We start from the raw sequence: 25602 nt of genomic DNA, 5'->3' as shown, positions 1-25602 counted from the left end.
TCATTTTTTTTTGTAAATAAATTTTAAAACTAAATTAAAATCAATTAATGTTAAAAAAGGTATAGGCCATGAGTATAATTTGACTCTGTTAAAATATTTATTAAGTTTTGAAACAATTTCATCAGAAAAGTTTGGATGTTCCCAACAAATAATTTTATCAGCGTTAATAGTAGTATTATTTTTTATCCACCTACGGGAAGTCATCATTCTACCTAGACCCCAAGCCAGCCCTCCTTCTGCAGGAATAGAGCCAGCGAAAATACCGCCGGGCTTTAAAACTCTAAATATCTCATTTAAATAGTTGTCTAGTGGATACATGTGTTCTAAGGAGTAAAAGCTCAATACTATATCTATAGATTGATTTTCAAGTGGTAAAACTTTCTTAGAATTAAGCAAAATACTTTTATAAGAAATATTAGTTGATTTGAGCTTATCCTCAGACATTTTTAAAAATTCAGATGAGATATCTGAGATTAAAAATTTTTTGGGTGTACCTTGAAAATATTTTATATGATCCATTGAGCCTGGACCTATCTCCAAAATATTTTTATCTTTAAGATCAATATGCTTTAAGATTTTATAGCCAGCATTATTAACTATCCTACCTATACCTGATTTCTGATTTTTAAAATAAAAATTTTTGTATTGTTTTTGCCATTCTTTCCAACATGAATCATTTTCTCTTATTTCCAAACCCCATAACTTCCTGTTTCCCCAAAGAATATTCGAAATATATTGTGGAGTTAGTTTTCTGATATATTTTCCCATTGATTATTTGATTAAATGCTAAGTACTTTATCATAATATTTTTAAAAGTTTTAAAAAACCATTAGACCAATCATAATCCTTTGTTAAAGTGTGAGGATGCCAAAGCACTGCTGCTTCTCCAGATACAGTTTTGCACTCATCTATCCAATAATTCATATAATTTTCTCGTTTTTCGTCATTTAAATCTAAGTAATCATAAATATGCGAGTCCATTAAAATAGATGGTAAAGCTTTAATTTTATAGGATTTATTTTCACTAACATTCCACGGATGCCATGCTAAAGAACTGGAGTTTCGAAAACCAGATCTGTCATTAAACATTAAAGTGGTATCTAGCTTTAGTCCAGCTGCCGATTGACAAGCCCAAGTAGAGTTCCAAGAAAAACGGAGCCAGTGTTGTCTTACACTTTTAATAGGCGTTCCACATACATTTTCCAGATCCTTTTTTTGTCTACTAATATCCTCAGTATTATTCCAACTTTCAAAACCTGGGTGAAGTCCAATTTCATGATTTTTTAAAATAATATCTGACAGAACATTTTTTAATATTTTTGAATTAATTTTATAACCTGGGTCAAAAAGTTTTTTTTTTAAACTCTTTTTTTGTAAATCAGAATAAAAATGAAAAACACTAGTTATTCCTTCATCTTTCTCATAATCCAACAACTTGTTAAAAACCATCCAATCTTCATTGGTAAAAAAAAAAGTAAATAATTTTTTTATTTTTGTGGCTGCAATTATAAACTGTCCCTTAATTAATGCTTTAAATGCATTGAACAATATAAATGATGATTGTTTAAATCTAATAGCCCAAGTTTTTTTTATTGCATCAACATCATGTGTCATTTTTATTTTTGCCTTATCTTGTTTGCCAAAAAGAATTTCAGCAGATTCATTTTTTTGATGTGCTACCCATTCTCTTAAAAAAAGGGCAATTCTATTTACCCATGCGTGCTCCCACACCCTTTGGTCCCAACCCTTCAATCTAAAACTATAAGAATGTATAGGGCCAAATTTATTTTCCCATAACCTTTCATGCCAACATTCAAGCATAAGAAAAATTGCTAAAAACCAATCAATTTCTTTCCAAAGATCTTTATCTTTGCCTAAATAATTTTTAGGCTTACATTCAATTGGAACCAATAAACATTCATCTACCCCATATTTTTTTGCCCAATTTGGCAATAAGATTGACACAAGTTTTAATGGAGTTCCTGGTTTAATATTAGCAACTATTCTTTTTATTGGCAGATCCTCGATGAGATGATCTTTATTCTTCCAGTATTTTGATAATGAAAAAATAGAATGGTTTTGAATTTCTTTATTTCTTGGTAAATAAAAATTTTTAATTTCCATCTATAAATAATTGATGCCACAATTCTAAACATAATGCACCCCATAGTTGACGTGCACCAACACCCTGATTATCTATCATATTTTCTAAGGCTTTTTTGTCATAAATATTTCTGTTAAGACTTTTTCCAGATAAAAGAGTATCTCCTACAAAATCTCTAACGATACCCTTAATCATCCATTCTTTGAGTGGAACGGGAAAACCCATCTTATCTTTTCTATTTATAATTTTTGAAGGAAGCCAATTTGAAATGCTTTTCTTTAATAGATGCTTAGTTTTTCCACCCTGAAATTTTAATGCTGGTGGTATACTTCTAACTAAATCAACAATTCTATAATCTAATAAAGGCACTCTGGACTCAATTGAAACTGACATACCTACTCTATCTTCAATTTGAAGAAGTGCTGGAAGCAAAGTGTTTTGGTCAAAATAAGTCATTTTGTTAATATATGACTTTGTATTGGGTTTATTAAATATATTCTGAAAATCTGAAAATATTTTTTCTTTATCAAAACTTTTATATAAATCATCATGTAAAATTGATTTATTTCCCTGACTTCTGTCAATTAAATGAAAGTATCTACTATCCATGCTTTGAAATAAACCTTTGCTCCAAAAATGACGAAGTAATGGTGAATATTCTTTTAAAACTGATAGATTTGGAACAATGGACTCTAATGTAACTAAATGTTTTCCTTCTTCTTGATTACCCAAAACTACTCCTTTAATTGCCTGCTCAAGATAAGCAATTAAATATCTGGTATATCCTCCAAAAATTTCGTCTCCCCCTTGACCTCCTAATATAACTTTAACATGTTGAGATGCCAGCTTGCTTGTTACATATTGAGGAAAAACTCCTGGTCCTGCTAATGGCTCATCTAAAGCATAAATTAAATTTGGAAGCAATTTAACAAAATCTTCAGCATTAGGAGATACCTCAAAGTAATCCCCATTAGTAAATTTAGCTATTTCTTTTGCATAATCAGACTCGTCATACTCAGATCCTTCATTAAATTTTCCATGAAACATCGGCAACGGTGTTCTTGATCGTTTTGATGCAAGAAAGCTTACTAAACTTGAATCAATCCCGCCTGACAAATATGTTCCTATAGGAACATCTGAACGCATTTGTAAATCCATGCTATTTTTTAGCAAGTATTGTAATTGAGTTTCCCAATCTTTATTATTATTGGTATCAATTTCGTAATTTGACTCCCAATAAGATAATTCTTTATCAATTTTAGAACCTTTTCCAGTAATATAATGTCCTGGTTTAACTTTTTTAATATCCTTAAACAGTGTTCTGTTGTCTAAACAAAATTGAAATGTAATATACTGTTGCAAAGAATGTTCATCTCTTTGAGCTCTAATTTCAGGATGTTCCAAAATGGCTTTTATTTCAGATGCAAAGACTAAATCGGAACCACATTGTGCATAATAGAGTGGCTTAATACCAAAATGATCCCTCGCTGCAAGCCATGAGTTAGTTTTGCTATCATGGAAAACAAAAGAGAACATTCCATTAATATAATCAAGTGCTTTTGAACCCTTTTTTATAAGTAACTTAAATAAAACCTCTGTATCAGAGGAACTTGTAAATAAAATTCCTTCTTTTATTAATAATTCTTTTAACTCAACATAATTATAAATTTCACCATTAAAAACTAAAGTATATCTTTTATCATCAGATCTCATTGGTTGTTGTCCATTATTTATATCTATGATTGCTAATCGTCGATGGCCAAATAGAGCTTGATTTGGCACATGAGTTTTTCCTTCATCATCAGGACCACGATGTTTGATTTTTGAAATCATTTTATCGAGAATAAATAGATGGTCTGAAAGATTTTTATTTTCAGTATGTATTGAAATTAGCCCACACATTAACAATAAGTTTTATTTTTTCCTTATACTTGCATAAATCATAAAGCCAAGGTGTTTATCCAAGTATTTTTTTATCAAAAGAGGTATTTTGAAAGGAAAAATTCGGGTTGGGAAAAAATGTAAATTAATTTCATCAATTATAAAATATTTTTCTAACATTTTAATAAAATCTCTCTTAGAAAAAACTTTACCTATTGGATTATCTTTACCATAATATAACCGAACTATTTTGTTTATATTTTTTTTTTTAAAAATAGACTCTCTTCCACGTCCTTTGAATTTAATACCAAATAAAAATAAAGGCCATGAAAGAAACCTTAAGATTTTCCAATTACGAATAATAAATTTTTTATAATAAACGGAAATATTAGCAGTTCCATTCGGTTTTAAGATACGGTTAATTTCTGAAACACACTGTATGGTATTAGGTGTATGATGAATTACACCTTGACAATTCACATGATCAAACATCTCATTTTCAAAATTTAAGTTTTCAGCATTTTGAATAGATAAATTTGCTTTGTAATTATAAAAATTAAGTCTTTTTTTTGTTAATTTTATAGCCTCTTTGCTAAGATCTACAGCATATAAATTTTTATAACCACGTTTTTTAAATTCGATAAGCCAAAACCCAATTCCACATCCTAAGTCTAAAATTTTAAATTTCTCATCTTTTTTATATAAAGCTGGAAAGCAATTTTTTTCAAGTGCCCCAGCAAAACAATCATTAATTACAGTTTTTCTATGATCTTCAAAAAATTTAAAACTACCAGTTTCAAATTTTGTCTCTCCAGTCCACAAAGGATTATTATTCCAGAATTCTTCTACATCTTTAATATCTGGCATCAAATTTTTTTAATCTTTTTTTATATAAATTTTTCCAACCACCAAAAGGCCAATGGTAAAGAATTGTCATGACAATATAACCAAGTGTAGTTATGCTACTTACCATTTTACTATCACTTACTTTTTGATCATAGCGAAGTTCAAAAGGTATTTCGCCAAATCTAGCACCTATTATTTTCAACTTCACTAATTTTTCTAATGTACACGTAAAGCCCAGTCCCTTTAATTGTATAAAGTCATTTGCATAAAAGCTTATTGCTTTTTTGATAATTTTTGGATTATAAGCTCTGTATCCACAGGAATAATCTTTAATTCCAGTTATTGGAAAAAATATACTCATAAATAAATTTGCACATTTGCTTATAAATGATCGATAGATATTTACACCATGTTGGCCTCCACCTTTTTCAAATCTTGATGCGGTTACAACATCATAACCACTTCTAATTTTATTAATTAGCAAAGAAATATATTTAGGCTCATGAGTATCGTCACAATCAAATCTAATAATTATATCGTCTTCTGATGAAATAGTTGCAGCTCTTTCAAATAAATCTCTAATGGTTTCTCCTAAACCTCTATTAACTTTATGCTGGATGATTTCTAATGGGATAGTTTTAGAATATTTTTCCAAAATTTCCTGAGTTTTATCTGTACTTCCATCATTACATATAATTATTCGATAATTTTCTTTGATGGATGCTAAGGTTACTTCTAGTTTATTTATAAGCTGAGGAAGTGACTTTTCTTCATTAAATGCTGGTAATAAAATTAATATCATAATTATTTACTTAAGATATTTAAAATTTCTTTCGAAGCCTGTCCATTTCCGTAAGGGCTTTCCCCAAGCTTTCCATAACTCAAAGAATTTACCGCATTTAATATTTTATTTTTGTCCGCGCCGACAACTTTATTCCAGCCAAGCTTAACTGTCTCAACCCATTCTGTTTCATCTCTCATCGTAATACACGGAACACCATAAAAAAATGCTTCTTTTTGAATTCCACCTGAGTCAGTAAGAATTGCACTAGCAGATTGCTCTAATGCAATCATATCCATAAATGGCAATGGCTCTGTAACAATAACATTCTTTAGAAAATCCATCATTTTATTTTGCACTAGATACTTCTTTGTTCTTGGATGCAACGGAAGAATTACCTTATTTGAAAAAGCTAGTTCATTTATTGCTGAAAAGATTTGATTTAGACGATTGTTGTCATTTGTATTTTCTGCTCTATGACATGTGACTAAATAAAAATCTTGAGGCTTAAGTTTGTAGTCTAATAATATACTACTTTTATTTTTTGCCTTATCTTTGTAATATAAAGCTATATCAAACATAACATCTCCAACTTGATGAACACCAGTATTTATACCTTCATTAGATAAATTATTAACTGCTTGCAAAGTAGGGCAAAACAAAAATTTTGATAATCTATCTACTAATATCCTATTCATCTCCTCAGGCATTTTCATATTAAAGGAACGCAAACCAGCTTCAACATGAACAACGGGGATATCAAGTTTTATTGCAGCAAGCATGCCTGCAAGAGTAGAATTGGTATCACCGTAAACTAAAACATAATCAGTTTTATTTTCTAAAAGATATTTTTCAAATTCTATAATCATTCTTCCTGTCATTTCCCCATGTTTTAAAGATGAAATATTCATATTAAATTTTGGAAATGGAATATTTAACTCGTTAAAAAATAATTCTGACATTTTTTGATCATAATGCTGTCCAGTATGTATAATGTTCTCTTCAAATTTATTATTAAATTCACTTTTTATTATTCTTGAAACTGCAGCAGCCTTAATTAACTGAGGTCTTGTCCCAATCAATGTAGAAATTTTTATCATATAAACTTTAAAATATATTCTAATTACAAGATAACTAAGTGTAAAAGGATTCTTATAAACTACTTCAAATATTTTCTCCAATATTATAAGTAATGAATTCTATTTGTTCATCGGATAAAAAGGGGTTCATAGGTATGCTTATTACTTCATTTGATGCTTTTTCAGATATTGGTAAATCATTTTTTTTGTAATTTAAATATTGGAAACATTCTTGAAGATGAAGAGGGGTTGGATAATAAATTGATGTAGGAATACCACTTTCTTTTAAGCTTAATAATAAACTATCCCTATTTTTTACCCTTAAAGTATATGATGCCCAAGCACTTGTTCTATTTGGCTTGATAACTGGTGTTTGAAGAATTTTTGATAATTTATTTGTATATTTTTCCGCTACTTTATTTCGAACTTTTAACTCATCTTTAAAATTCTCTAATTTAGCTAACAAGACACCTGCTTGTATTGTATCTAGTCGACCACCAATTCCAATATATTGATGATGATGACGTTTATTTTGTCCATGAACTCTTAGGGATTTAATCTTTTTTGCATATTCATCATTGTTTGTGAATACTGCACCACCATCTCCATAGCAACCTAAAGGTTTTGCAGGGAAAAAACTGGTAATTGAAATATCTCCTAAATTGCTATCGGTCTTTTTATTATAAGTAGAACCAAAACTTTGAGCACCATCAATTATAACTTTTAAATCATATTTATCAGCAATTGCTTGAATAGCATCAATATCTGAAGGTTGACCATAAAGACTTACAGGCATTATGGCTTTTGTTTTTTTGGTAATTGCTTTTTCAATTAAATTAGAATCTAGGTTATAAGTATCTGGCTCAATATCAATAAATACAGGTACAGCTTTTAACAGTGCAATCATCTCTCCAGTAGATATCCAAGTAAATGGTGTAGTAATAATTTCATCTCCAGGCTTTACATCTATTGCCATTAAAGCAAGTAAGATTGCATCTGTTCCAGAGGAACATGTGATAGCATTTTTTACCTTTGTAAAATTTTGCAATTCTTGCTCTAAGATATTTACTTCTTCTCCTAAAATATAATTAGATTTGTTTAAAATTGATTGAATATTAGTATCTATTTTTTCTTTATATGTTTGATACTGTATCTGTAGATTTGCAAAGTCTATTTTCATTTCAAATTTATTATATATGATTTGCTCTAAATAAACACATCTTCATCATTATATTTAATATTAATAAAATTTATATCTTAACTTTTTCATTTTTAATTTGAGATTGTGATGCAGCAGATAATACTTTGATTACTCGCAAACCTTCAGCTCCATCAGTTAATGGTTTTATATCTTTTTCAACTACATCAATAAAATGTTGACACTCATTTTTTAATGGTTCTTCTTCAGAAACTTTTAAATACTGGGTATCAGATTTCTTTAAATTTAATAAATCTTTAGAACGTAATAATTCATAAGGATATAAAGCTAATTTTTCATTCCAAGGTTTAGTGTCATCAAAGACCAGCATTGCAGATTTTCCAGATATAACTAACTTAACTTCTTTGTATGGATTTAACCATGAAACTGAAATGTAAGACTTTAAACCTGATTTAAACTCTAAGTGAATTGTTGCAATATCTGCAAGATTTTTTTGTAAAATAGATGATGATTTTGTAGTAATAAATTCTGGATCTTGTTTTGCTAATGATAAAATCATTGAAATATCATGAGGAGCAAAACTCCATATAACATCTTCGTTAGTTCTTACTCTACCAAAACTCAAACGATTAGAATAAATGTTATTTAATTCTCCGATATCTCCTGCTTCAATTATTCTCTGTATAGTGTTAAAAATTGGATGATATTTTAATAGGTGCCCAACCATAAGCTTTACACCATTTTTTTTAGCAGTAGAAATCATCAATTCTGCCTCTGATATATTCATGGCCAAAGGTTTTTCAACAAGTACATGTTTACCTTTGTTCATTGCTTCTATTGCCATTGAAGCATGAAGTTCTGCAGGTACAGCAAGTGCTACACCTTTTACATTTGGATCATTTATAATTTCACTAAATAAAAAATTTTTGACTTTAAATTGATTTGTATATTTATTAACAATTTTAGTGTTAGGATCACAGATTGAAGATAGCACTCCTAATTCAGAAAAATTTCTAACTAAATTTTTTCCCCATTGTCCACAACCAATGACTGCTATATTTTTTTTCATATCTGGTATTATATTGTATTATTTCTCCAAAACATCCCTAACTTATTTATTTAAACCAATATTATTATTATTTAAAGTTAGATTATTTTATATTTGGCAATTTATTATGTTAAAATAATAAAAACCCTTATTTTGTATTTCAGCTATAGCAGCTAATCATCTCAATTTAGTCATCAAAGATTTTTTTAAAAAAAAATTTTTTTCCCTGTATCTCGGCAAAAGGGGGCTCAAAACCTTTCATGGAAGTTGCTCTTATATGTTTTTCTATTTTTTCTTTATCCCATGATAAATCAATTTTTTTTAAATCATTAATTTCATTTCTGTAATGTAAACTGCTACCTCTTTTGCCATATAGACTTTCCTGAGGTATTAAATCAAAATTCATATTAATTAAATTTGGAAGTGATTTAAGAAAAAGATTAATAGATTTTTGATAAGTAAGTTCATATAAATCCTCTACCCAACAATCTTTGGGAATTTCAAATCTTGATTCAAATAAAATATCCCCACTATCTATACCCTCATCTATCTTGTGAATAGTGGCTCCAAAAATCTTTCTGTTCTCTATGATAGCTAACGAAAATTGATTACATCCTCTATACTCGGGTAGTGGTGCCATATGAAGATTTATTGCCAGTTCTTTTGCTTTTTGTATATGAATTGAGCGCAAAATCTCATGATACTGTACAGAAATAACAATATCAACACTAGGAAGTTTTAAAAATTCATTTAAAGATTTTAAAATATTTAGATTATTTATTAATGAGTATTCCTCTATATTCTCACTGTTTGAATTTGTTAAAACTCCTACAATTTCATAATTAAGTTTATTCTGGTTATTAAAAAGAATTTTTAAACATTCTAATCCAATTTTTTTAGAACCCAAAAAAAAAATTTTTTTTTTATTCATTAATTTTTTCCTAATTTAGATTGAATGGTTTCCAATCCTAAAAAAACTTCTTTTTTTGTTTCTATTGATTGATAAATAGCTGTAATCAATTCCAAACTTTTCTTTCCTGAAATTCCATCTATTAATTGTTTTTTATTATTGATAATGCTATCTACAACATGTTCATAATATGCTTGGTGTCCAAATCCATAAACATTAGGTGGATTTACTGAATATTTAGTTAATACATCATCATCCTCTTTTTGCCTATCTACAAAAGCCCATGACTCCATCTTATTAACTGAAAATCCTGATATTACAACACTACCCTTTTCACCTAATATTGATATAGATCCTTCAAGATCATTAGGTCGGGTTGCAGTTGTTGCTTCAATTATTCCTAAAGCACCATTTTTAAACTTTAAAGTAACTACGGCAGTATCTTCTCCTTCAATGTCTACTAAAGAAGTGTTTGCTTTTGCAAAAACTGACTCCACATCTCCCATCAACCATTGTAACATATCAATATGGTGACTTGCTTGGTTAGCAAGAACACCTCCATCCAAGGCCCAAGTTCCTCGCCATGAATCTTGATCATAGTAAGATTGATAACGAGACCAACGAACTCTTACAGTTCCAAGCACTAATTTTCCAAAGCGACCTTCTTCATGAGCTTGTTTTAATTTAACAACTGGAAGATTAAATCTATTTTGTTTTACAACAAACAATTTACAATCATTTTTCTCACAAGCCTTAATCATTAGATCTGCGTCACTGAGTTTTAAGGCTATAGGTTTTTCTACAATTAAATGTTTGCCATATTTGGATAGATTTATTACATGTTTTGCATGATTGCCACTTTCGGTTAATACTGAAACAACATCTATAGACTCTTTTTCCATCATCTCGTCCATATTAATATAATGTGGTATATTAAACTGTTGGCCTATTTTTCTTGCTTTATTTTCATTTATGTCACAAACCGAAACAAGTGAAGCATTTTTGATTTTATCAAAACCTAACAATTCACTATGTCTTTTGGCTATTCTTCCACATCCAACTATTGCAAATCTCAGCATTTATTTAGCATCTTTTGGTAATTAAATTTTCATACTTTTTATTTTAATATAATCTCACCACCTTTTAGTTGATAGATTTGGTTAGTATGCTTACATGTAGTTTCTGCATTACCTTTGAGAGGTAAATCTAATTTTTCACCATACCTACTCATCCATCCAATTTGTTTTGCAGCTACTCCAACCATAAGTGCATATGGGGGTACATTTTTATTTACAACTGCTCCTGCACCTACAAAAGCAAAATCACCAATTGTTATTCCACATATTATTGTAGAGTTAGCACCTAATGTAACTCCTTTTTTGATCAAAGTGTCTTTATATTCACTTTTTCGTCCAATAAATGCTCGAGGATTATAAACATTAGTAAAAACTACACTAGGACCACAAAATACACCTTCCTCTAAACAAATATTATCGTAAATAGAAACATTATTTTGAATTTTACATTTATCTCCAATTACAACTTTATTTCCAATATAAACATTTTGACCAATTGTAACTTTTGAGCCAATTTTTGCACCTTCACAAATATGTGACCAGTGCCATATTTTTGAGCCAGAGCCAATTTGAGCACCCTGATCTATAATTGCTGTTTCATGTTTTTGATATTCCATTTTTATATTCTTAAAGAAAAGGGACATTTTTATAATGCTGTTTATATAAAAACATTTGTTATTAATTTAAATTAATTCAAAGTATTTAAGTTGATAATTTATAAACACTTATAAAAATAAAATCTAATAAAAAAGGCTTTTTAGTTAAAATAATAAATATAATTAAAATATCTTCTAATAAAATAAACTTTTTTGTTTCTTAAATTGATTCAATTTTTTGCATATTTACCTAATATTTCTACTTAATAGTTTTTTTTTCTTTTTTATTAAAAACGAAATTAGGTAACCAAGGTGCTACAAGCAAAATTAAAACAATAATAAACTTAGTTCGATGTCGTATTCCTGTTCCAAAATTTCCAGTAGCTACTCCATATACTATCAAATAAGATGCTAAAATAAGAAATATATATTTTAAATTATTTTCACTCATTATAAATCTAAAGTTTTTGATTAAAAGTATGAATAAAATCAAATGGAATAGACCATCTAACATACCTATTAAATGACTAGGTTTACTTACATCCCATGGAAATGGAGAAAACATAAAGTAGATTAACCTAATTGGAGTTTTATAGATTAGCTCAAATAAGTTATTTGGGACTGTCCATTCAGGAAAAATTGCATTACCAATGTTTCTGTTGGAAATTTCTTCCAATACTTGTTCATAATCTAAGAAATTTTTCAAAGCTGCTAACTTTGGCATTTTGTCTATATTTATTAAAAAAATAAAAATAAGTATCCCAAATATTATTAATAAGAAAAAATTTTTTTTATTAATTTTATAATATCTTATTTTTTTCATGGATTTAAAAAAATAAATATTCATGGAGATTATAAGAAAAACTAAAGCACCAATAAGCATTCCTCCGTGAAAAAAAGATGCTCCAAAAAAACCAATAAAAATTAAAGTAAATGACTTGAAACCTCCATATTTTACCGAAGAAGAAATTCCATATAATGCTACTAACAAAAAAAACCAAATAAATGACTCTCTTAAAATTAAACATGAATATAATATTAAAGTTGGGTATAAAGCTATTATCCATCCAACTTTTATCGAAACTTTTTCATTCCATATTAAATTTGCCAACCGAGATCCCAATAATAATGAACCCATTCCAAATATTAAATTAATGGATTGTCCCATTATTACACTTCTATCTGTCAAAGAATAAAAAAATGCTAATATCCAACTAATATGGAAACTTTTTCTTTCACTCGGATATTCTTTAAAAACTTCAAAAAAACCGTTTTGAGACCATTCCCAAGCTTTTCTTTCAAACTCTGTTGTATCTCCCCAGCTATCAGGTAAAATTATTAAATAGTTTCCTAAAAAAATTGTAATTAATCTAAAAGCCAAGGCTACATACAATACTGTTGCTAAAGATTTATATTTTTTTGAAAAATAAAATGTTATTAGTGCTACAAAAACTAAACTTGATAGACTTAATAAATCTATCTGAAAAAAAATTAATAATATTGAGTATAAATATAGACCAATAAAAAAAAAAATATCATTTTTATTGAATTTTATTTTTAATAAAGTGTTATTCACTGATTTATTCATTATAAAATTTTTTTTATTATTTACTATCTAAAAACTTTAAAATTGAGAATATAAATCCTCCAAAGTTTGATAATAATTTTCAATATTAAATTTTTCTGTAACTGTTTTATGAAGATTTTTTCCGTAAAGCTCTCTTATATTTGAATTTAAAGCTAAAAAAGAAATAGAATCACAAAGTTTTATTGAATCAATTTCTTTTGGTTTTTGTAATTCTTTTTTTTTGGGATCAACAACAGCTACCGGGAAAGGAACCGCTTCATTTGTAATCTGATCAAATGAAATTTCTTTATCAGGATCAATTAATATACCACTAAATTGATCTGTGATTATTTCTGATATGCCATCTATATTTGAGGCTATAACTGACTTTTTACAATATCCTGCCTCAATAATTGTATTACCGAGAGGTTCTCTTATTGACGGGACAACAATAGTGTCCATCTTAGAAATAAACTCTAGAGGTTCCTTTACACTTCCTAAAAAATTAATATTTTTATAATTTTTTGATAGTTCTTTTAATACATTTTCCAATACACCTTTCCCTGCTATAAAAAAATCATAATTAGTTAATTGCTTTGCTGACTCAATTAGCACATGTACTCCTTTTGGTGAGTCTAGCCTACCTATATAACCAACACTAAACCTTTCGCTATATCTTTTATTATTTTTTGGCAAAAAATTAAATGACTTGCTTAAAAAACCATTATAGATAAGTTTTATTTTTTTTTCATCTATTCCAAATCTTTTTATAAGCATAATTTTAGAAGCGAGTGAATTTACTAATATAATTTTTGCCTTAGATGCATTATTCTTATACACTTTGATATCTTCATCTTTTGCATTCCATGCTGAACCTCTTTCATGAAAAATAATATTTGATGAAGGTAAAAAATTTAATAATTTATTAACAGTATTGCTTCCTAAATTATTATAAAAATGAATTATGTAATTTTTAGAGGTTAAATAGTAAATAAATTTAAACTTCTCAATAACTGATTTATTCAAATTAAAATGATAATTTTTAACATTATTAAAATTATCAATTAAATCATGCATACTATATATATAATGATCTAAACTACTTTTTTTTAAAACATAAGAAAAATATAAGCTAAAGCTTCTTTGCACACCACCGATCTCTGAAAGTGAAACTTGATGAATAATTTTTTTAGACAAAAGATTTCCAAAGATTGCTCAAAATTCTTATATAAAAATAATTTTTATTTAACATCTGAATATTCATTATTTATCAATTTTTTAATTTTTTTATAATATTCTTCATCTATATTTTTAGATGAACATATCTTATTAACATGATTAGCATTGTCTATTAAAGTTTGCTCAGGAAATTTTAAAACTTTTTGAATAGCTTCAGCCCACTTTTTTGCATCTAACTCTAAAAAATAACCTCCATTATCTTCTTTAATCATGGTATCAGTAATATCGCTTATATAATTACTAATAACAGGAACTCCACAAGCTTGGGCCTCTAACAATGGTGTTCCTAATCCTTCCGCCTTTGATGGAAATAAAAAAATATCACTACATTTTAAGTATTCATCAAAATTATCTATAAACCCTGTTTGTATATCAACTCTATCTGTTAATCCAAAATTATGGATTTTTTTTTGTATTAATTTGAAGTACTCATAATTTTCAGTTTTCAAAGGCCCAGCTAAAATTAATTTAAAATTATTCGGTAGGAAATTTAATACATCTATTGAAAAAAGCTGATTTTTTCTATCAACAAAATTTGCAACTAAATTTAGCACTATATCATTCTGATTAAATTTAGTTAATTTACTTCTTAGAAAATATTTATTTTTATAATCTATAAAAAATTTATTTTCATTTACTGGATTTAGTCTATACCAAATATTTTTAAGCCCATAATTTTTAGCAAGTTTTTCTAATCGTTTTGATATAGGAATAACTAATGTATTTTTTTTATTAAATACAGGCTTCATATAACTTTCAGCCTGTATTGGATAAAGTGGATTACTCATATCATTACATAACTCTCTGATTATTGGCTTATTTTTTTTTGAAAAGTACCAACTAAGGAAACCAATTGTCCAAGTATTTCCAAATGTATGGAGTAAGTCGTATTCAGTAATTTTTTTTTTAACAAACTTCCAGCTGTAAAAAACTTCCCAAATAAGGCCCAAACTCATCAATGTAAGTCGTAATATAGATTTTTTTTTAGGGATTATGAATGGTGGTGAAATTCTAGTTACCTCTAACCCCTCAAACTCATATTTTTTATTTCCTTGATGAGTCAGCGAATTAGTAAGTATATCAAAATTTACATCATATTTTTCTTTAAATCTTTTGTAAGTATTATGTGCCCTTAATCCTGAGCCAGAATATTCTGGCTGGTATTTACTGCTGACAACAAGAATTTTCATATTATAATTTAAAAATTAATATATCTAATAAAATAAAATTTACAAAAGTTCACATCCAACTATACCAACATACTTCCCTTGAAATTCGAGAACATGAAAATTTTTTTTGTGTTCGTATACATAATCCCTAAAATGTAAATTATTCTGAATATCATCAAATATAATTATTGTTTTTGAATTTATTTTCGAACTTAAAATATTCAAAGATTTAGATCTTCCTGAATAAGATTTATCACTATCATAGTGAAATATATCAATTTCACTATTTTTTAATCTATTTACTATTTCCTGAAGAGCTAAATCATCCCCTCTTATGTCTAAAAACCAACTATGTTTGTTAATTTCATTTTGAGCCAAATAACCAATATATTGCTCAGGATTTTTTAATCTAAAATAAGGAAAATCACTTGAAAATAGGTAACCTTTACCATTTTTTTTTAAAGCTCTTAAAATAAACAAACTTGACCATCCTGCAGCCACCCCTGTTTCAACAATATTAAGTGGTTTAAATTTAAGTATTAAAAAATATAAAAGAATATAATTACCTCCTCCACCAAGTGAAACTTTTAACTTTGAAAGTTTATTTAATGCTTCTTCCTCAATTAATTTTATATCTACTTTGATTTTGTCATACAGTAATGAATCAATAGAACTACAGAATTCTTCTACAGTTTGGCTAGTATTTAAAATAGCCCATTGTTTAGCTTCAGCAGAAGTATTTTTTTCAAATCTTTTTATAATCTTTTTAAAAATTGTAAAAAAATAATTTTTTTTAATAATATTAAGAAATATGTGAATCATTGGTTGAGAATTCTGTTAATTAACTTTTGTAAAATTTTTGTCATCTGTTTTTTATTTTATTTTTTTTAGATAAAAATTTATCTAGTACCATACATTTAAAAATTAACTTGGTATCATTTTTTAATATTTCTTTAAAATCTAATTTTTTATTACTTAACATATTCTTAAATAATCTAAATTTTTTGATACTCATCCAGAGTGATTGAAATTCTTTGTCGGTAACATATTTTTTTGCGTTCATCCATGAGCCATCACCGGTAATTAAATTAACTTTTTTTATTCTTAATAAATTGAGTATTTTATCTATTTTAACTCTGATTATATAAATTAGGACCCCAAGATACTTATTAATCCCAATTTTATGTCTTTTACCTGAATGAGGTATATTTTTTACTTTATTTAATATAAGTGATACTGCTTTATCATAAACTTCTGAATTTATTTTATATTCAGCTGGTATTTGCTGGTAGACTTCTAAAATTTCATTATCTGAAAATATGGAATCCCAAGGAAATAATTGCTGCAATGTTAGTCTTGTCGCTGCAGTTTCCTCTTGAAATAGAGGAAATATTCGACAAATTTCATTTTCAATATGAGATTTTTTATCAAAAAAAATATTATCTTCTCTTTCTCTGATCAATTTTTCATATTTTTTATCTAGTAGTGTTCTTTTTGAAAAAAAATCATAATCAAAGTTCTTTAAATTATATAAAGGAAGTTTTACACCTAAAATAGAAAGTTGTTTTCTATCAAGGGCTATGCCTTTAAACAACCAATCTGCATAACACCCAGTTAAAATTGTATCGTAATTTTTAATTTTTTCATTATTTTTTAAATTAAAAAAATGATCATCTGTAGGTGAGCATCTGCCTCCATTAATCTTAATAGATTCATTAAATGACTTATAATAATAGTTGTCATCTCTTTTAATTAAATAAAGTTTTTTATTTAATGATTTGGAAATATTTTTTGCTAATTTTGTTTCATTATTCTCTACATTATAAAGGGTTACAGCCTCTGTTTTGGGGTCTACTGAATTTGCTAAGATCATTCTAGAATCTGTTCCACCACTTAAAAAAACTACTTTTTTACCAAAATACTTTAAGGTTCGTTTTTCTATTGATTTTACTAATGCTTTTGAGAGCTTGTTCACTAAATAATTAAAATCATAGATAGGTTTTGCCTGAAATCTGAAATATTTTTTTTTCGTTATAATTTTTTTATTAAAATCTAAAATACAATAAGTGCCATTATCGATAGTTTTAATTTCTTTATATTGCGTATTAGGATGATAAATAAATCCCTTTTTTAAAAATTCTGCTAAAGAGACCAAATCAACATTGATTTTACTACTTACATTATCAACTAAAAAATTAAAATTAGATGAGAATTGAAATACTTCTAAATCGGCTCCATAAGTATAAATTGGATAGATTCCAAGCTTATCAGTAATTATTAATATCTTGTTAAATCTATAATCTATAAACAATACACTAAAAGCCCCATTTAACTGACTACAGAATTCGTTAATATCTAGATTAACATATTTTTTAATCAGAAGTTTTGAAATATAATTTTGTTCATATTCTTGAAAGTTTTGCCAATCTGAAGTTTCAATAACTGGTCTTCCTAAAATCATTATTCGAATATTATTTTTTTTATCAAAATATGAGTTCCAATGTTTTAGATTTTCATTTCTATTAAAGTAAACAAATTTATTATTAAAATTTAAAGAATCCACCAAACTTAATTCTTTATTTAGCAATGAGAGATAGTTCATTATGCTAATATTTTAAATATTCTAAATACATTCATATTTGTAATAATAATCTAATAGTAATAAAATCATTTCAAAATAAGTGACTTTATATTTTTTATAATTTTTTTGAAAATAAGCAAAATTACATGAACAGACTTAAACGAATTTTTAAATATAGATAAAAGATTATAATCGTACTTTATTTCCCATCTATCAAGTATATATCTATATTTAGGATCACTTTGGTAACTATTTTGTAAGTATTCAAGATCTATATATTTTTTTGATAATGTTTTGTATTTATGTAGATAATCATTTTTATATTTATAATAATTATAAAAATACGATAAATTTTCTGAAAAATAACTACCTATAGATTTTTTTCTAAATAAATATTCTTTCCAAATTTTATCACTTTTTGATAATAAATTATTTAATTCTATTAACTTTTTACTAAAATTTCTCTTTGATATTAGATCAACCCCATTTTTATTAAATTGATATGGTACCAAATTAATATTTACTATTTTATTATCTTGTACATTCAAATTCAAAAAAAATGAGTGATAACAGTTTTTTCTTAAGTTTGGTCTCCACACTGTAAAGTTTCCAATTGAATAAAATATTATAGCATTTTTATAAATTTCAAATCCCTGAGGCACGTGAGGATGATGTCCCACCACCAAATCAGCACCCTCATCTACAAAATTTTTGTAAATTTCTTTGATATATGGTGGAGGAGTTGGGATAAACTCTACCCCTGCATGTGATATTAGTATTATCAAATATCCTTTACTTTTATAGAGTCTTATTTGATCTATAACTTTATAAGACTCAATAAAAGATGCCCCAATATTATTATTGTATTTTTCATTAGACTCCTCTCCTTCTGATGTATTTATTACCGCAATCTTTTGCTTATTTTTTTCGAATAAAAATGGTTTGTAAATTTCTCTTTGTGAAAACTCCGCACCTACATAATTTATTTTATATTTTTTTAAATAATTAATAGTATTTTTTAGCCCACTTACGCCGTTATCCATAATATGATTATTCGCAAGACAAACTAAGTTTGTATTAATACTTTTTAATGAATTTAAAACTTGTGGTTTATTAATAATTTTTGAAGCACTTTTGTTAAATTTTCTTAATTTAACATCAATAACTGTTTCTAGATTTGTGATATTTAAATCTCCTTTTTCAAAATAACTTGATAAATTTCCATAATATTTTTCTTTTCTTTTTATCATTAAATTTGAAACTTCTTCTAAAAAGGGTGTCCAATCACCTGTAATATTAATTATTGTAGGATTTTTATTTTTATTGACTCTTTTATTATCTATTTCTAATTTTTTGAGATCAATCTTAAACATTTTGTTAATAATTATTGAAATGGTAATTTATTTTTTTATAACACAAAATAATAATATATCTCATAATTTTAATAGGATTCAAATATACTAATCTAAACCATTGAATATCTTCCTGCTTATATAAATTATAAACCTGAAAAAATTTTTTAAATCCAAAAATTTTAATACTTCTAAGTAAAAGCTCAGCAGCTTTATTCTTGGTATAAGGTTTCATTATTTTATACAATTCTCCTTTAGACAAGTTTGTATCTAAAAACTTAATATATAATATTTTCATATTTACCAAAATATCAAAAATATCTTCTCTAATTGGTATCTTAGAATAACTCCTACTACTTTTAGTAATACAATAAATTACATCATGACTTACTTCAAATTTTTTCATAAAATGTCCAACTTTAGTAGCAAACATAGTATCCTCTGAAATCTTTACTTCATCGAACTTTATTTTATGAATATTAATTAATTCATTTTTTATCATTCTTGACCATGGTACTATGTAAGTGTATCTCAAGAAAAATTCATTTTTAATATTATTATTATTTAAATAAGCTTTAATTTTTTTTTTAAAAGATAGGTGTCTATCAGCTATTTTACTAGTTCCCATATGTTGACTGGTAGGAGGAAAAAATATTACATCACTTTTGCTATTAAAATAGCTGCTTACTTTGTTATAAAATTTATCAACAAAATAATCATCGCTATCAGCAAATAAAATCCACTTACCTTTTGCTTTTTCTAATCCTATGTTTCTGCACGTGCCTGGGCCTTTAATTTTATTATTTTGATAGAACTCAAAATTATATTTTTTTTTCAATTTTTCGATAAATTTTAGATGAGATAGTTCACTTTTATCATCCACGACTATTATTTGTATTTCTTTTTCTTGAGGTATCGATGATAAAAGTTTTTCCAATAAATTTGATCCATTATAATGTGGTATTACTATTGATAGGTTCATTAATTTAGATAACTATTATTTTAAATACCTTTTAGTTAACACACATGTCATCAATAGGATAAATAAAAATAACTTAATTTATCATTACTTTATTTGTCTTAATATACATATCTTCAATATATTTTGCTCCTAATTTGCCACCATGTAAATGGTTTCCCATTAACCACTTTTCATCAAATTGATCTCTATAAATTTCTTTATTTTTCCAAATCTGAACTAAATCCTTGTATGGCTTATTTAAAATTTCTATTAAATTTTCATGCCAGTTATCCTCATCTATGTTAACAACAATAAAAATTTTATCTAAAATTTTTTTACCCTCATCATTTATAAATTGAAATTTATTAGAATGTAAGTATATGATAGGTTTATTTTCACCAAGCATCCAAGTCAAAGTACTTGATGCACCTACACCGCCCAAAATATAGATATCTCCAATTGAACTAACGAAACGAAAATCAAAACTTCCATCTATGACTTTGATGTTTTTAAAACTTTTTGCGTATTTAATAAGTGGGTTTGTATCAATAAAACACCTTTTTGGATAATTTTTATAGATCATCCTTTTATTTAAAGAAGATGATATGGAAATCATTTTTTTTTCAAATTGATAATTAAATCTGTCTGAATTTCGAAATCCATAATTTGTCAAGTTATTATATGGATAATGAATAGATGGATAAAATATATTTACGTTTTCATTAATTTTTAATAATTTATTTACGCACAATCTTTTCAAAAATCTAAAACGTTTTTTTTTAGCTTCTTGTACAACAGAGATAGGATGTATTAGTGCTCTAGGCACCAATTCATTGAACATATCTCTTTCAGAGCTATTAAAACATAGAGTCATATCGGGAGCCTGACATTCAAAGAAGTCTAAATCTTTTTTTCTTCGAAAACTAGTTGAAAGTCCATGCATAACATTTATAATTTTAAAATCGCTTTGCTGTAATTGCTTTGCAAATATATGACTATCGAAACCATTAATAGTACTTGTAATTATAACATTAATTGAATTATCTAGTTTTGATATATAACCCTTAGTATATTTTTCTTTTTGAAAATAATATTCAATCCTTTTTTTATACATCACTAATAAAGCGGCTTTATAGGCATTATTTAGATAATTATTTTCAAAAAAACTATCTAGTAGATCTCTAATTTTTCCATTTCTAGTGTCATTGTCATTACTATTAAATTGAAAATTAATCTCTGGCATATCAATAATATTGAAACCTAGGTTATACAAATATGCCTCTATCTCCCTCAAAACAGGACTCTTTTTATAAATATAAATTTTTTTTTCTTTGTTCCTATTTATTAATTTTATTTTTTTTAAAAAATTATATAATAAAACTTTTTTATCCAAATCCACTAGTCTTAAAAACCAGTTATTAATTGGTAAATGATCTTCATTAAGATCGTTTCTCTTGTTATATATATTTATAAGATTAACATTTTTTAATTTAACTAGATCTGAAATCCAATAATAAACATTAACAAACCTATCCAACGCATTAGGGCTTTTATTATCATATAATTCATCATCTGTTACTCCAATAGTAATTTCATCATTAGGGTGTAAATCAATCAATTTTAATAACTTAACTATATTTATAAAAATATTAGTAAAATCTAATTGTATGTCTAAAATGTTAATATTTCGACTTTTATAGTTAGGAAAAAAAATATCTATGATTTTTTTATTAATTTCATACCCTTTTTTTCGAATATCGCTTATAGATTTTTCAAAATTTTTATCTAATAAAGTTTCTAAATATATAGCACTGTCAAATTTTTCTTTCACATATGGAGAATCGGTATAAATTTGATCATATTCACTATCAACTAAATTAACAATTTGAGAGTTATTTGTTAGTAGGATTTTTTTCATTTATTTAATTAAATTTGGTTACAATTTTATGAGCATATATTGATAAAATCTATAAAAAGTTCTTTTTTCAAAAAAATCAAAAAAAATTTGATATTAATCAAACAATTAAATTTTATTTTTATTTAATTTGAAGAAATGAAACAATTTTAGATAATTTTTTTTCATTTAAATTCATATTTTTTTTCGAAAGTAAATCTTTAATTTTAGTATCCATTATTTTTTTTTTCTTAAAAATTGATTGAGTAATAAAATAATTTATACTCATTTTGGGTTGATTGTTATGCCATTGACTATCATGTTTAATGCCTTCAACTTCAAATCCTAAACACATATTTTTAATCATGTATGATTTATTTTCTGGATACAGAGTTCCTGCGTAGACTTTATTTATTGATAACTCGTGGAAAGCATATTTTAAAATTGCTCTCCTTGCCTCATAAACAGAATGTATATTTTCTTTATTTTTTTTAACTGGTGAAATTGTAGAAATCTGTGCAGATCTATTTTCATAATTTATAGTTGATAAGCTTACAACACCTAAGAAAAGATTGTTTTTCTTATCACAAATTTCTAATAAAATTCTCTTCTTAGAATTTAACTCATTTTCTATCCAATTCCATTGCATTTCTTTTGTTTTTGGTATCAAAGTTGACGAAATTGTCCCTCTTATTTTTGGACTGTTTATCCATTCAGACCATTGATCTAAGTTTTCTTTTGATGGAACTCGTAAATTCAAATTTTCTGTTTCAATAAAAATCATTTTTAAAGTTGAGAATATTAATATAGTTTTTTAATTAATTTATTTTATAGTTATTTATTAAAATTTTAAAGGAAAATTAACCCTCTACTAAAGTAAGAATATTTACAATAAGTAATCTTCTTATTTTTTCTTATTTATAAAATATCTCTTAATAATTTTGATTATTCTTTCTTGTTTTTTTTTATCTAGACCCACATAAATAGGGATACTTACTGAGTTGTTAATATATTTTTCAGAGGCTGGGAATGATTTTTTTTTCTCATTATAAATACTAAACTTATAAATAGGTATATAGTGTTGTTGCGTAATAATTTTATTATTAAGCAAGTATTTCATAAAATGATCTTTGTTCATATTAAATTTATCAAAAAGAATATTTATTGTAAATAAATGATATGATGGTTTAATACTTTTAGAATACTCTGGAATTTTTAAATTTAAATGAAGTTTTTTTAATTCATTTAAATATTTTGTATAAATTTTTTTTCTTTTCTTTAAAAAAAAATTTATTTTTCTAAGTTGAGAAAGTCCTAAAGCACAGTTAAGATCCGATAGTCGATAGTTAAATCCATGTTTTTTAATATCATACAGCCAGTGTATTTTTTTGTTCCTAGATATTCCATGACTTCTAAACAATTTAATATTTTTTGCAATTTTAGAATTATTCGTTGTTATGATACCTCCTTCTCCAGAAGTAATTGTCTTTAATGGATGTAATGAAAAAGTAGAAATATCAGCATGCTTACATGAACCAATTTTAAAAAAATTTTTTTTAAATTTGTATTCGGCACCCAATGCGTGACAAGCATCCTCAATTATAAAAAACTTATATTTTTGTTTAATATCATAAAATTTTTTTATGTTTTCAGGATAACCCCCATGAAACATCACAATTAAGGCGTTAATTTTTTTTAGATTATTTTTTTCTATACATTCTAAAATTTTATTTGGTGTAATTTGACCATTTAACTCATCAACATCAACAAGATAAACTTTTAAACCCATAGTTTTTGCCATATTGTATGATGCTATAAAATTTATTGCTGGCATTAAAATAATATCATTTTTTTTTAAATTTAAAGATAACATGGCCAGATGAATAGCTGCAGTTCCACTGCTACAAACATAACTAAATTTACATTTTAGATATTTTTTTAAATTGTTTTCAAACTTTTCAACAAATGGGCCAGTAGTTATCAAGTCATTTGATAGAGAGCTTAATACCAATTTACTATCCTTCTTGTCTATGAGTTGTCTCGAATAAGGTATATATTTCATTTTTTAGTTTATTCTTTTAATCGGTTTAAAACATAGCTTGGATTTTAGAATATTTTTGATTTTTTTTTTTGAAATATTAAAAAACACTTTATCTAAAACTCTAATGTATTTTTTTATGTTATCTTGATTATGGAAAATAGTAACATATATCAAGTTTGTTGCTAAAATTTTATTTTTTAACATTTCTTGAGTAAGAAAAGTTTTTCTTTGTGCATGATTACTGCAAAATTCAAATGAAGGTATTGCATCAGTGCCCATAACCTTAATTGGAATATTATATTTTTTTGATAAATCTAACCAAATAGATTTTATAAATTTTCCATTACTCTCAATCTTTTTAAAAACTTTTAATCTTTTAAATTCTTTTATTGATGAAAGTGCAGCTGTATAACCAATACGCTCACCCCAAAAAGAACTGCTTATAAATGTATTTTCTGCTTTACTCATAATTTTATTTTTACCAATTATTGCATTTATTGCATAACCACTCCCTAAGGCTTTACCAAAAATTGCCATATCTGGACTAACTTTAAATTTAAGATGAATGCCTCCCATATTCTGTCTATAACCTGATGTACATTCATCAAAAATTAAAATTATTTTTTTTTGATCACATATTTCCCTTACTTTTTGAAGATAGCAATCTAATGGTTTTATGTTTCTCATTACCTCCATTTTTATAACTCCAATATTTTTTTTTTGGATTAATTTTAAAAGATATGGAAAATCATTATACGGAAACGGAAATGAAGTATTTTTTAAATTTTCAGGTATGCCATCATAATTTAATCCTGACATTAAGTGCTGGTCTAAGTTTTTTTTTGAATTTATATTTGCAGATAAATACCAATCATGCCATCCATGATAGCCACAAAAAGCAACATTTTTTTTTTTAGTATTTGATCGAGCAATTCTTATAGCAAGTGCGTTTGCTTCTCCTCCCCCTCTTGTAAATTTTGCCATTGATGCCCAAGGATGGTGTTTAATTATCTGTTTTGCCAAAAGAACCTCTTCAGGACAATTTAAAGTTGTCATATTTCCTTTATTAATATTTTTTAAAACAGACTTATTAATCCTTTCATTATTATATCCCAATATACTCGTTCCAACAGCGCAGAACATATCTAGATATTTGTTGCCTTTAAGATCCCAGACATTTATTTTTTTAGCTTTATTAAAATAGGCAGGCCATTTGTTCGGCAAATGTAGCTCGGATCTTTTGGAAAACAATGTTGTACCACCAGGAATAATTGTTTTAGCGTATTTATATAAACTTATACCATTTTTAATTTTCATT

22 protein-coding genes are annotated in these 25602 nt (G+C 26.2%); all 22 read right to left on the bottom strand.

The window, feature by feature from the left end:
- The 22 genes from ACIJYC_RS00820 to ACIJYC_RS00715 all read right to left on the bottom strand — a co-directional run bounded on the left by ACIJYC_RS00820 (position 1) and on the right by ACIJYC_RS00715 (position 25601).
- Complete coding sequence (locus tag ACIJYC_RS00820) at positions 1–768, bottom strand: class I SAM-dependent methyltransferase (RefSeq protein WP_435166720.1); 768 nt, start codon at positions 766–768, stop codon at positions 1–3.
- Between the two features lie 30 nt (positions 769–798).
- A complete protein-coding gene (locus ACIJYC_RS00815) occupies positions 799–2124 on the bottom strand; it encodes a hypothetical protein (protein ID WP_435166717.1) in 1326 nt (441 codons plus the stop codon).
- The gene (gene asnB / locus ACIJYC_RS00810) at positions 2114–4006 is read right to left on the bottom strand and encodes an asparagine synthase (glutamine-hydrolyzing) (RefSeq protein WP_435166714.1); all 1893 of its coding nucleotides are present in this window, start codon (positions 4004–4006) and stop codon (positions 2114–2116) included. The genes ACIJYC_RS00815 and asnB overlap by 11 nt, the downstream gene beginning before the upstream one ends.
- Positions 4007–4018: 12 nt before the next feature.
- Positions 4019–4852, bottom strand: coding sequence for a class I SAM-dependent methyltransferase (locus tag ACIJYC_RS00805; protein WP_435166711.1), 834 nt, complete (start codon positions 4850–4852; stop codon positions 4019–4021).
- A complete protein-coding gene (locus tag ACIJYC_RS00800; RefSeq protein WP_435166708.1) occupies positions 4839–5633 on the bottom strand; it encodes a glycosyltransferase family 2 protein in 795 nt (264 codons plus the stop codon). The genes ACIJYC_RS00805 and ACIJYC_RS00800 overlap by 14 nt, the downstream gene beginning before the upstream one ends.
- A 2-nt stretch (positions 5634–5635) precedes the next feature.
- Positions 5636–6709: a non-hydrolyzing UDP-N-acetylglucosamine 2-epimerase gene (gene wecB / locus ACIJYC_RS00795; protein ID WP_435168057.1), complete on the bottom strand. Its 1074-nt coding sequence runs from the start codon at positions 6707–6709 to the stop codon at positions 5636–5638.
- 67 nt (positions 6710–6776) lie between these two features.
- Positions 6777–7871 (bottom strand): DegT/DnrJ/EryC1/StrS family aminotransferase, encoded by a 1095-nt coding sequence (locus tag ACIJYC_RS00790; protein WP_435166705.1) that lies wholly within the window; start codon positions 7869–7871, stop codon positions 6777–6779.
- Positions 7872–7941: 70 nt separating this feature from the next.
- Positions 7942–8919: a Gfo/Idh/MocA family protein gene (locus tag ACIJYC_RS00785; protein ID WP_435166702.1), complete on the bottom strand. Its 978-nt coding sequence runs from the start codon at positions 8917–8919 to the stop codon at positions 7942–7944.
- Between the two features lie 166 nt (positions 8920–9085).
- Positions 9086–9829 carry a formyltransferase family protein gene (locus ACIJYC_RS00780; RefSeq protein WP_435166699.1) on the bottom strand — a complete coding sequence of 248 codons (744 nt, stop codon included), beginning with the start codon at positions 9827–9829 and terminating at the stop codon, positions 9086–9088.
- Positions 9829–10887 (bottom strand): Gfo/Idh/MocA family protein, encoded by a 1059-nt coding sequence (locus ACIJYC_RS00775; protein WP_435166696.1) that lies wholly within the window; start codon positions 10885–10887, stop codon positions 9829–9831. The genes ACIJYC_RS00780 and ACIJYC_RS00775 overlap by 1 nt, the downstream gene beginning before the upstream one ends.
- A 38-nt stretch (positions 10888–10925) precedes the next feature.
- Positions 10926–11501: a DapH/DapD/GlmU-related protein gene (locus ACIJYC_RS00770; protein ID WP_435166693.1), complete on the bottom strand. Its 576-nt coding sequence runs from the start codon at positions 11499–11501 to the stop codon at positions 10926–10928.
- Positions 11502–11739: 238 nt separating this feature from the next.
- Complete coding sequence (locus ACIJYC_RS00765; RefSeq protein ID WP_435166690.1) at positions 11740–13068, bottom strand: hypothetical protein; 1329 nt, start codon at positions 13066–13068, stop codon at positions 11740–11742.
- A gap of 36 nt (positions 13069–13104) precedes the next feature.
- Complete coding sequence (locus tag ACIJYC_RS00760; protein ID WP_435166687.1) at positions 13105–14244, bottom strand: glycosyltransferase family 4 protein; 1140 nt, start codon at positions 14242–14244, stop codon at positions 13105–13107.
- Positions 14245–14288: 44 nt separating this feature from the next.
- Complete coding sequence (locus ACIJYC_RS00755; RefSeq protein WP_435166684.1) at positions 14289–15476, bottom strand: glycosyltransferase family 4 protein; 1188 nt, start codon at positions 15474–15476, stop codon at positions 14289–14291.
- A 39-nt stretch (positions 15477–15515) separates the two neighbouring features.
- Positions 15516–16277: a class I SAM-dependent methyltransferase gene (locus ACIJYC_RS00750; RefSeq protein WP_435166681.1), complete on the bottom strand. Its 762-nt coding sequence runs from the start codon at positions 16275–16277 to the stop codon at positions 15516–15518.
- A gap of 40 nt (positions 16278–16317) precedes the next feature.
- Complete coding sequence (locus ACIJYC_RS00745) at positions 16318–18057, bottom strand: hypothetical protein (RefSeq protein WP_435166678.1); 1740 nt, start codon at positions 18055–18057, stop codon at positions 16318–16320.
- Between the two features lie 65 nt (positions 18058–18122).
- The gene (locus ACIJYC_RS00740; RefSeq protein ID WP_435166675.1) at positions 18123–19409 is read right to left on the bottom strand and encodes a CapA family protein; all 1287 of its coding nucleotides are present in this window, start codon (positions 19407–19409) and stop codon (positions 18123–18125) included.
- Between the two features lie 4 nt (positions 19410–19413).
- Entirely contained in the window at positions 19414–20370 is a 957-nt protein-coding gene (locus ACIJYC_RS00735) for a glycosyltransferase family 2 protein (RefSeq protein ID WP_435166672.1), read from the bottom strand.
- A 73-nt stretch (positions 20371–20443) separates the two neighbouring features.
- Positions 20444–22267: a hypothetical protein gene (locus ACIJYC_RS00730; protein ID WP_435166669.1), complete on the bottom strand. Its 1824-nt coding sequence runs from the start codon at positions 22265–22267 to the stop codon at positions 20444–20446.
- A gap of 118 nt (positions 22268–22385) precedes the next feature.
- Positions 22386–23027, bottom strand: coding sequence for a GNAT family N-acetyltransferase (locus ACIJYC_RS00725; protein WP_435166666.1), 642 nt, complete (start codon positions 23025–23027; stop codon positions 22386–22388).
- Positions 23028–23147: 120 nt separating this feature from the next.
- Positions 23148–24305 carry an aminotransferase class I/II-fold pyridoxal phosphate-dependent enzyme gene (locus ACIJYC_RS00720; protein WP_435166664.1) on the bottom strand — a complete coding sequence of 386 codons (1158 nt, stop codon included), beginning with the start codon at positions 24303–24305 and terminating at the stop codon, positions 23148–23150.
- A 3-nt stretch (positions 24306–24308) separates the two neighbouring features.
- Positions 24309–25601 (bottom strand): aminotransferase class III-fold pyridoxal phosphate-dependent enzyme, encoded by a 1293-nt coding sequence (locus tag ACIJYC_RS00715; RefSeq protein ID WP_435166661.1) that lies wholly within the window; start codon positions 25599–25601, stop codon positions 24309–24311.
- Position 25602: the final 1 nt, after the last annotated feature.

This window comes from Candidatus Pelagibacter bacterium nBUS_28, assembly GCF_051200915.1.
Lineage (GTDB): Bacteria > Pseudomonadota > Alphaproteobacteria > Pelagibacterales > Pelagibacteraceae > Pelagibacter.
The sequence above is the reverse complement of the archived record's forward strand: the minus strand, read 5'-3'. Positions and strand labels throughout refer to the sequence as shown.

Excerpts from the sequence above, each read along its gene's own strand:
- ACIJYC_RS00820 (WP_435166720.1), bottom strand. The coding sequence starts at position 768 with ATGGGAAAATATATCAGAAAACTAACTCCACAATATATTTCGAATATT.
- ACIJYC_RS00815 (WP_435166717.1), bottom strand. The coding sequence starts at position 2,124 with ATGGAAATTAAAAATTTTTATTTACCAAGAAATAAAGAAATTCAAAAC.
- asnB (WP_435166714.1), bottom strand. The coding sequence starts at position 4,006 with ATGTGTGGGCTAATTTCAATACATACTGAAAATAAAAATCTTTCAGAC.
- ACIJYC_RS00805 (WP_435166711.1), bottom strand. The coding sequence starts at position 4,852 with ATGCCAGATATTAAAGATGTAGAAGAATTCTGGAATAATAATCCTTTG.
- ACIJYC_RS00800 (WP_435166708.1), bottom strand. The coding sequence starts at position 5,633 with ATGATATTAATTTTATTACCAGCATTTAATGAAGAAAAGTCACTTCCT.
- ACIJYC_RS00790 (WP_435166705.1), bottom strand. The coding sequence starts at position 7,871 with ATGAAAATAGACTTTGCAAATCTACAGATACAGTATCAAACATATAAA.
- ACIJYC_RS00785 (WP_435166702.1), bottom strand. The coding sequence starts at position 8,919 with ATGAAAAAAAATATAGCAGTCATTGGTTGTGGACAATGGGGAAAAAAT.
- ACIJYC_RS00780 (WP_435166699.1), bottom strand. The coding sequence starts at position 9,829 with ATGAATAAAAAAAAAATTTTTTTTTTGGGTTCTAAAAAAATTGGATTA.
- ACIJYC_RS00775 (WP_435166696.1), bottom strand. The coding sequence starts at position 10,887 with ATGCTGAGATTTGCAATAGTTGGATGTGGAAGAATAGCCAAAAGACAT.
- ACIJYC_RS00770 (WP_435166693.1), bottom strand. The coding sequence starts at position 11,501 with ATGGAATATCAAAAACATGAAACAGCAATTATAGATCAGGGTGCTCAA.
- ACIJYC_RS00765 (WP_435166690.1), bottom strand. The coding sequence starts at position 13,068 with ATGAATAAATCAGTGAATAACACTTTATTAAAAATAAAATTCAATAAA.
- ACIJYC_RS00755 (WP_435166684.1), bottom strand. The coding sequence starts at position 15,476 with ATGAAAATTCTTGTTGTCAGCAGTAAATACCAGCCAGAATATTCTGGC.
- ACIJYC_RS00750 (WP_435166681.1), bottom strand. The coding sequence starts at position 16,277 with ATGATTCACATATTTCTTAATATTATTAAAAAAAATTATTTTTTTACA.
- ACIJYC_RS00745 (WP_435166678.1), bottom strand. The coding sequence starts at position 18,057 with ATGAACTATCTCTCATTGCTAAATAAAGAATTAAGTTTGGTGGATTCT.
- ACIJYC_RS00740 (WP_435166675.1), bottom strand. The coding sequence starts at position 19,409 with ATGTTTAAGATTGATCTCAAAAAATTAGAAATAGATAATAAAAGAGTC.
- ACIJYC_RS00735 (WP_435166672.1), bottom strand. The coding sequence starts at position 20,370 with ATGAACCTATCAATAGTAATACCACATTATAATGGATCAAATTTATTG.
- ACIJYC_RS00730 (WP_435166669.1), bottom strand. The coding sequence starts at position 22,267 with ATGAAAAAAATCCTACTAACAAATAACTCTCAAATTGTTAATTTAGTT.
- ACIJYC_RS00725 (WP_435166666.1), bottom strand. The coding sequence starts at position 23,027 with ATGATTTTTATTGAAACAGAAAATTTGAATTTACGAGTTCCATCAAAA.
- ACIJYC_RS00720 (WP_435166664.1), bottom strand. The coding sequence starts at position 24,305 with ATGAAATATATACCTTATTCGAGACAACTCATAGACAAGAAGGATAGT.
- ACIJYC_RS00715 (WP_435166661.1), bottom strand. The coding sequence starts at position 25,601 with ATGAAAATTAAAAATGGTATAAGTTTATATAAATACGCTAAAACAATT.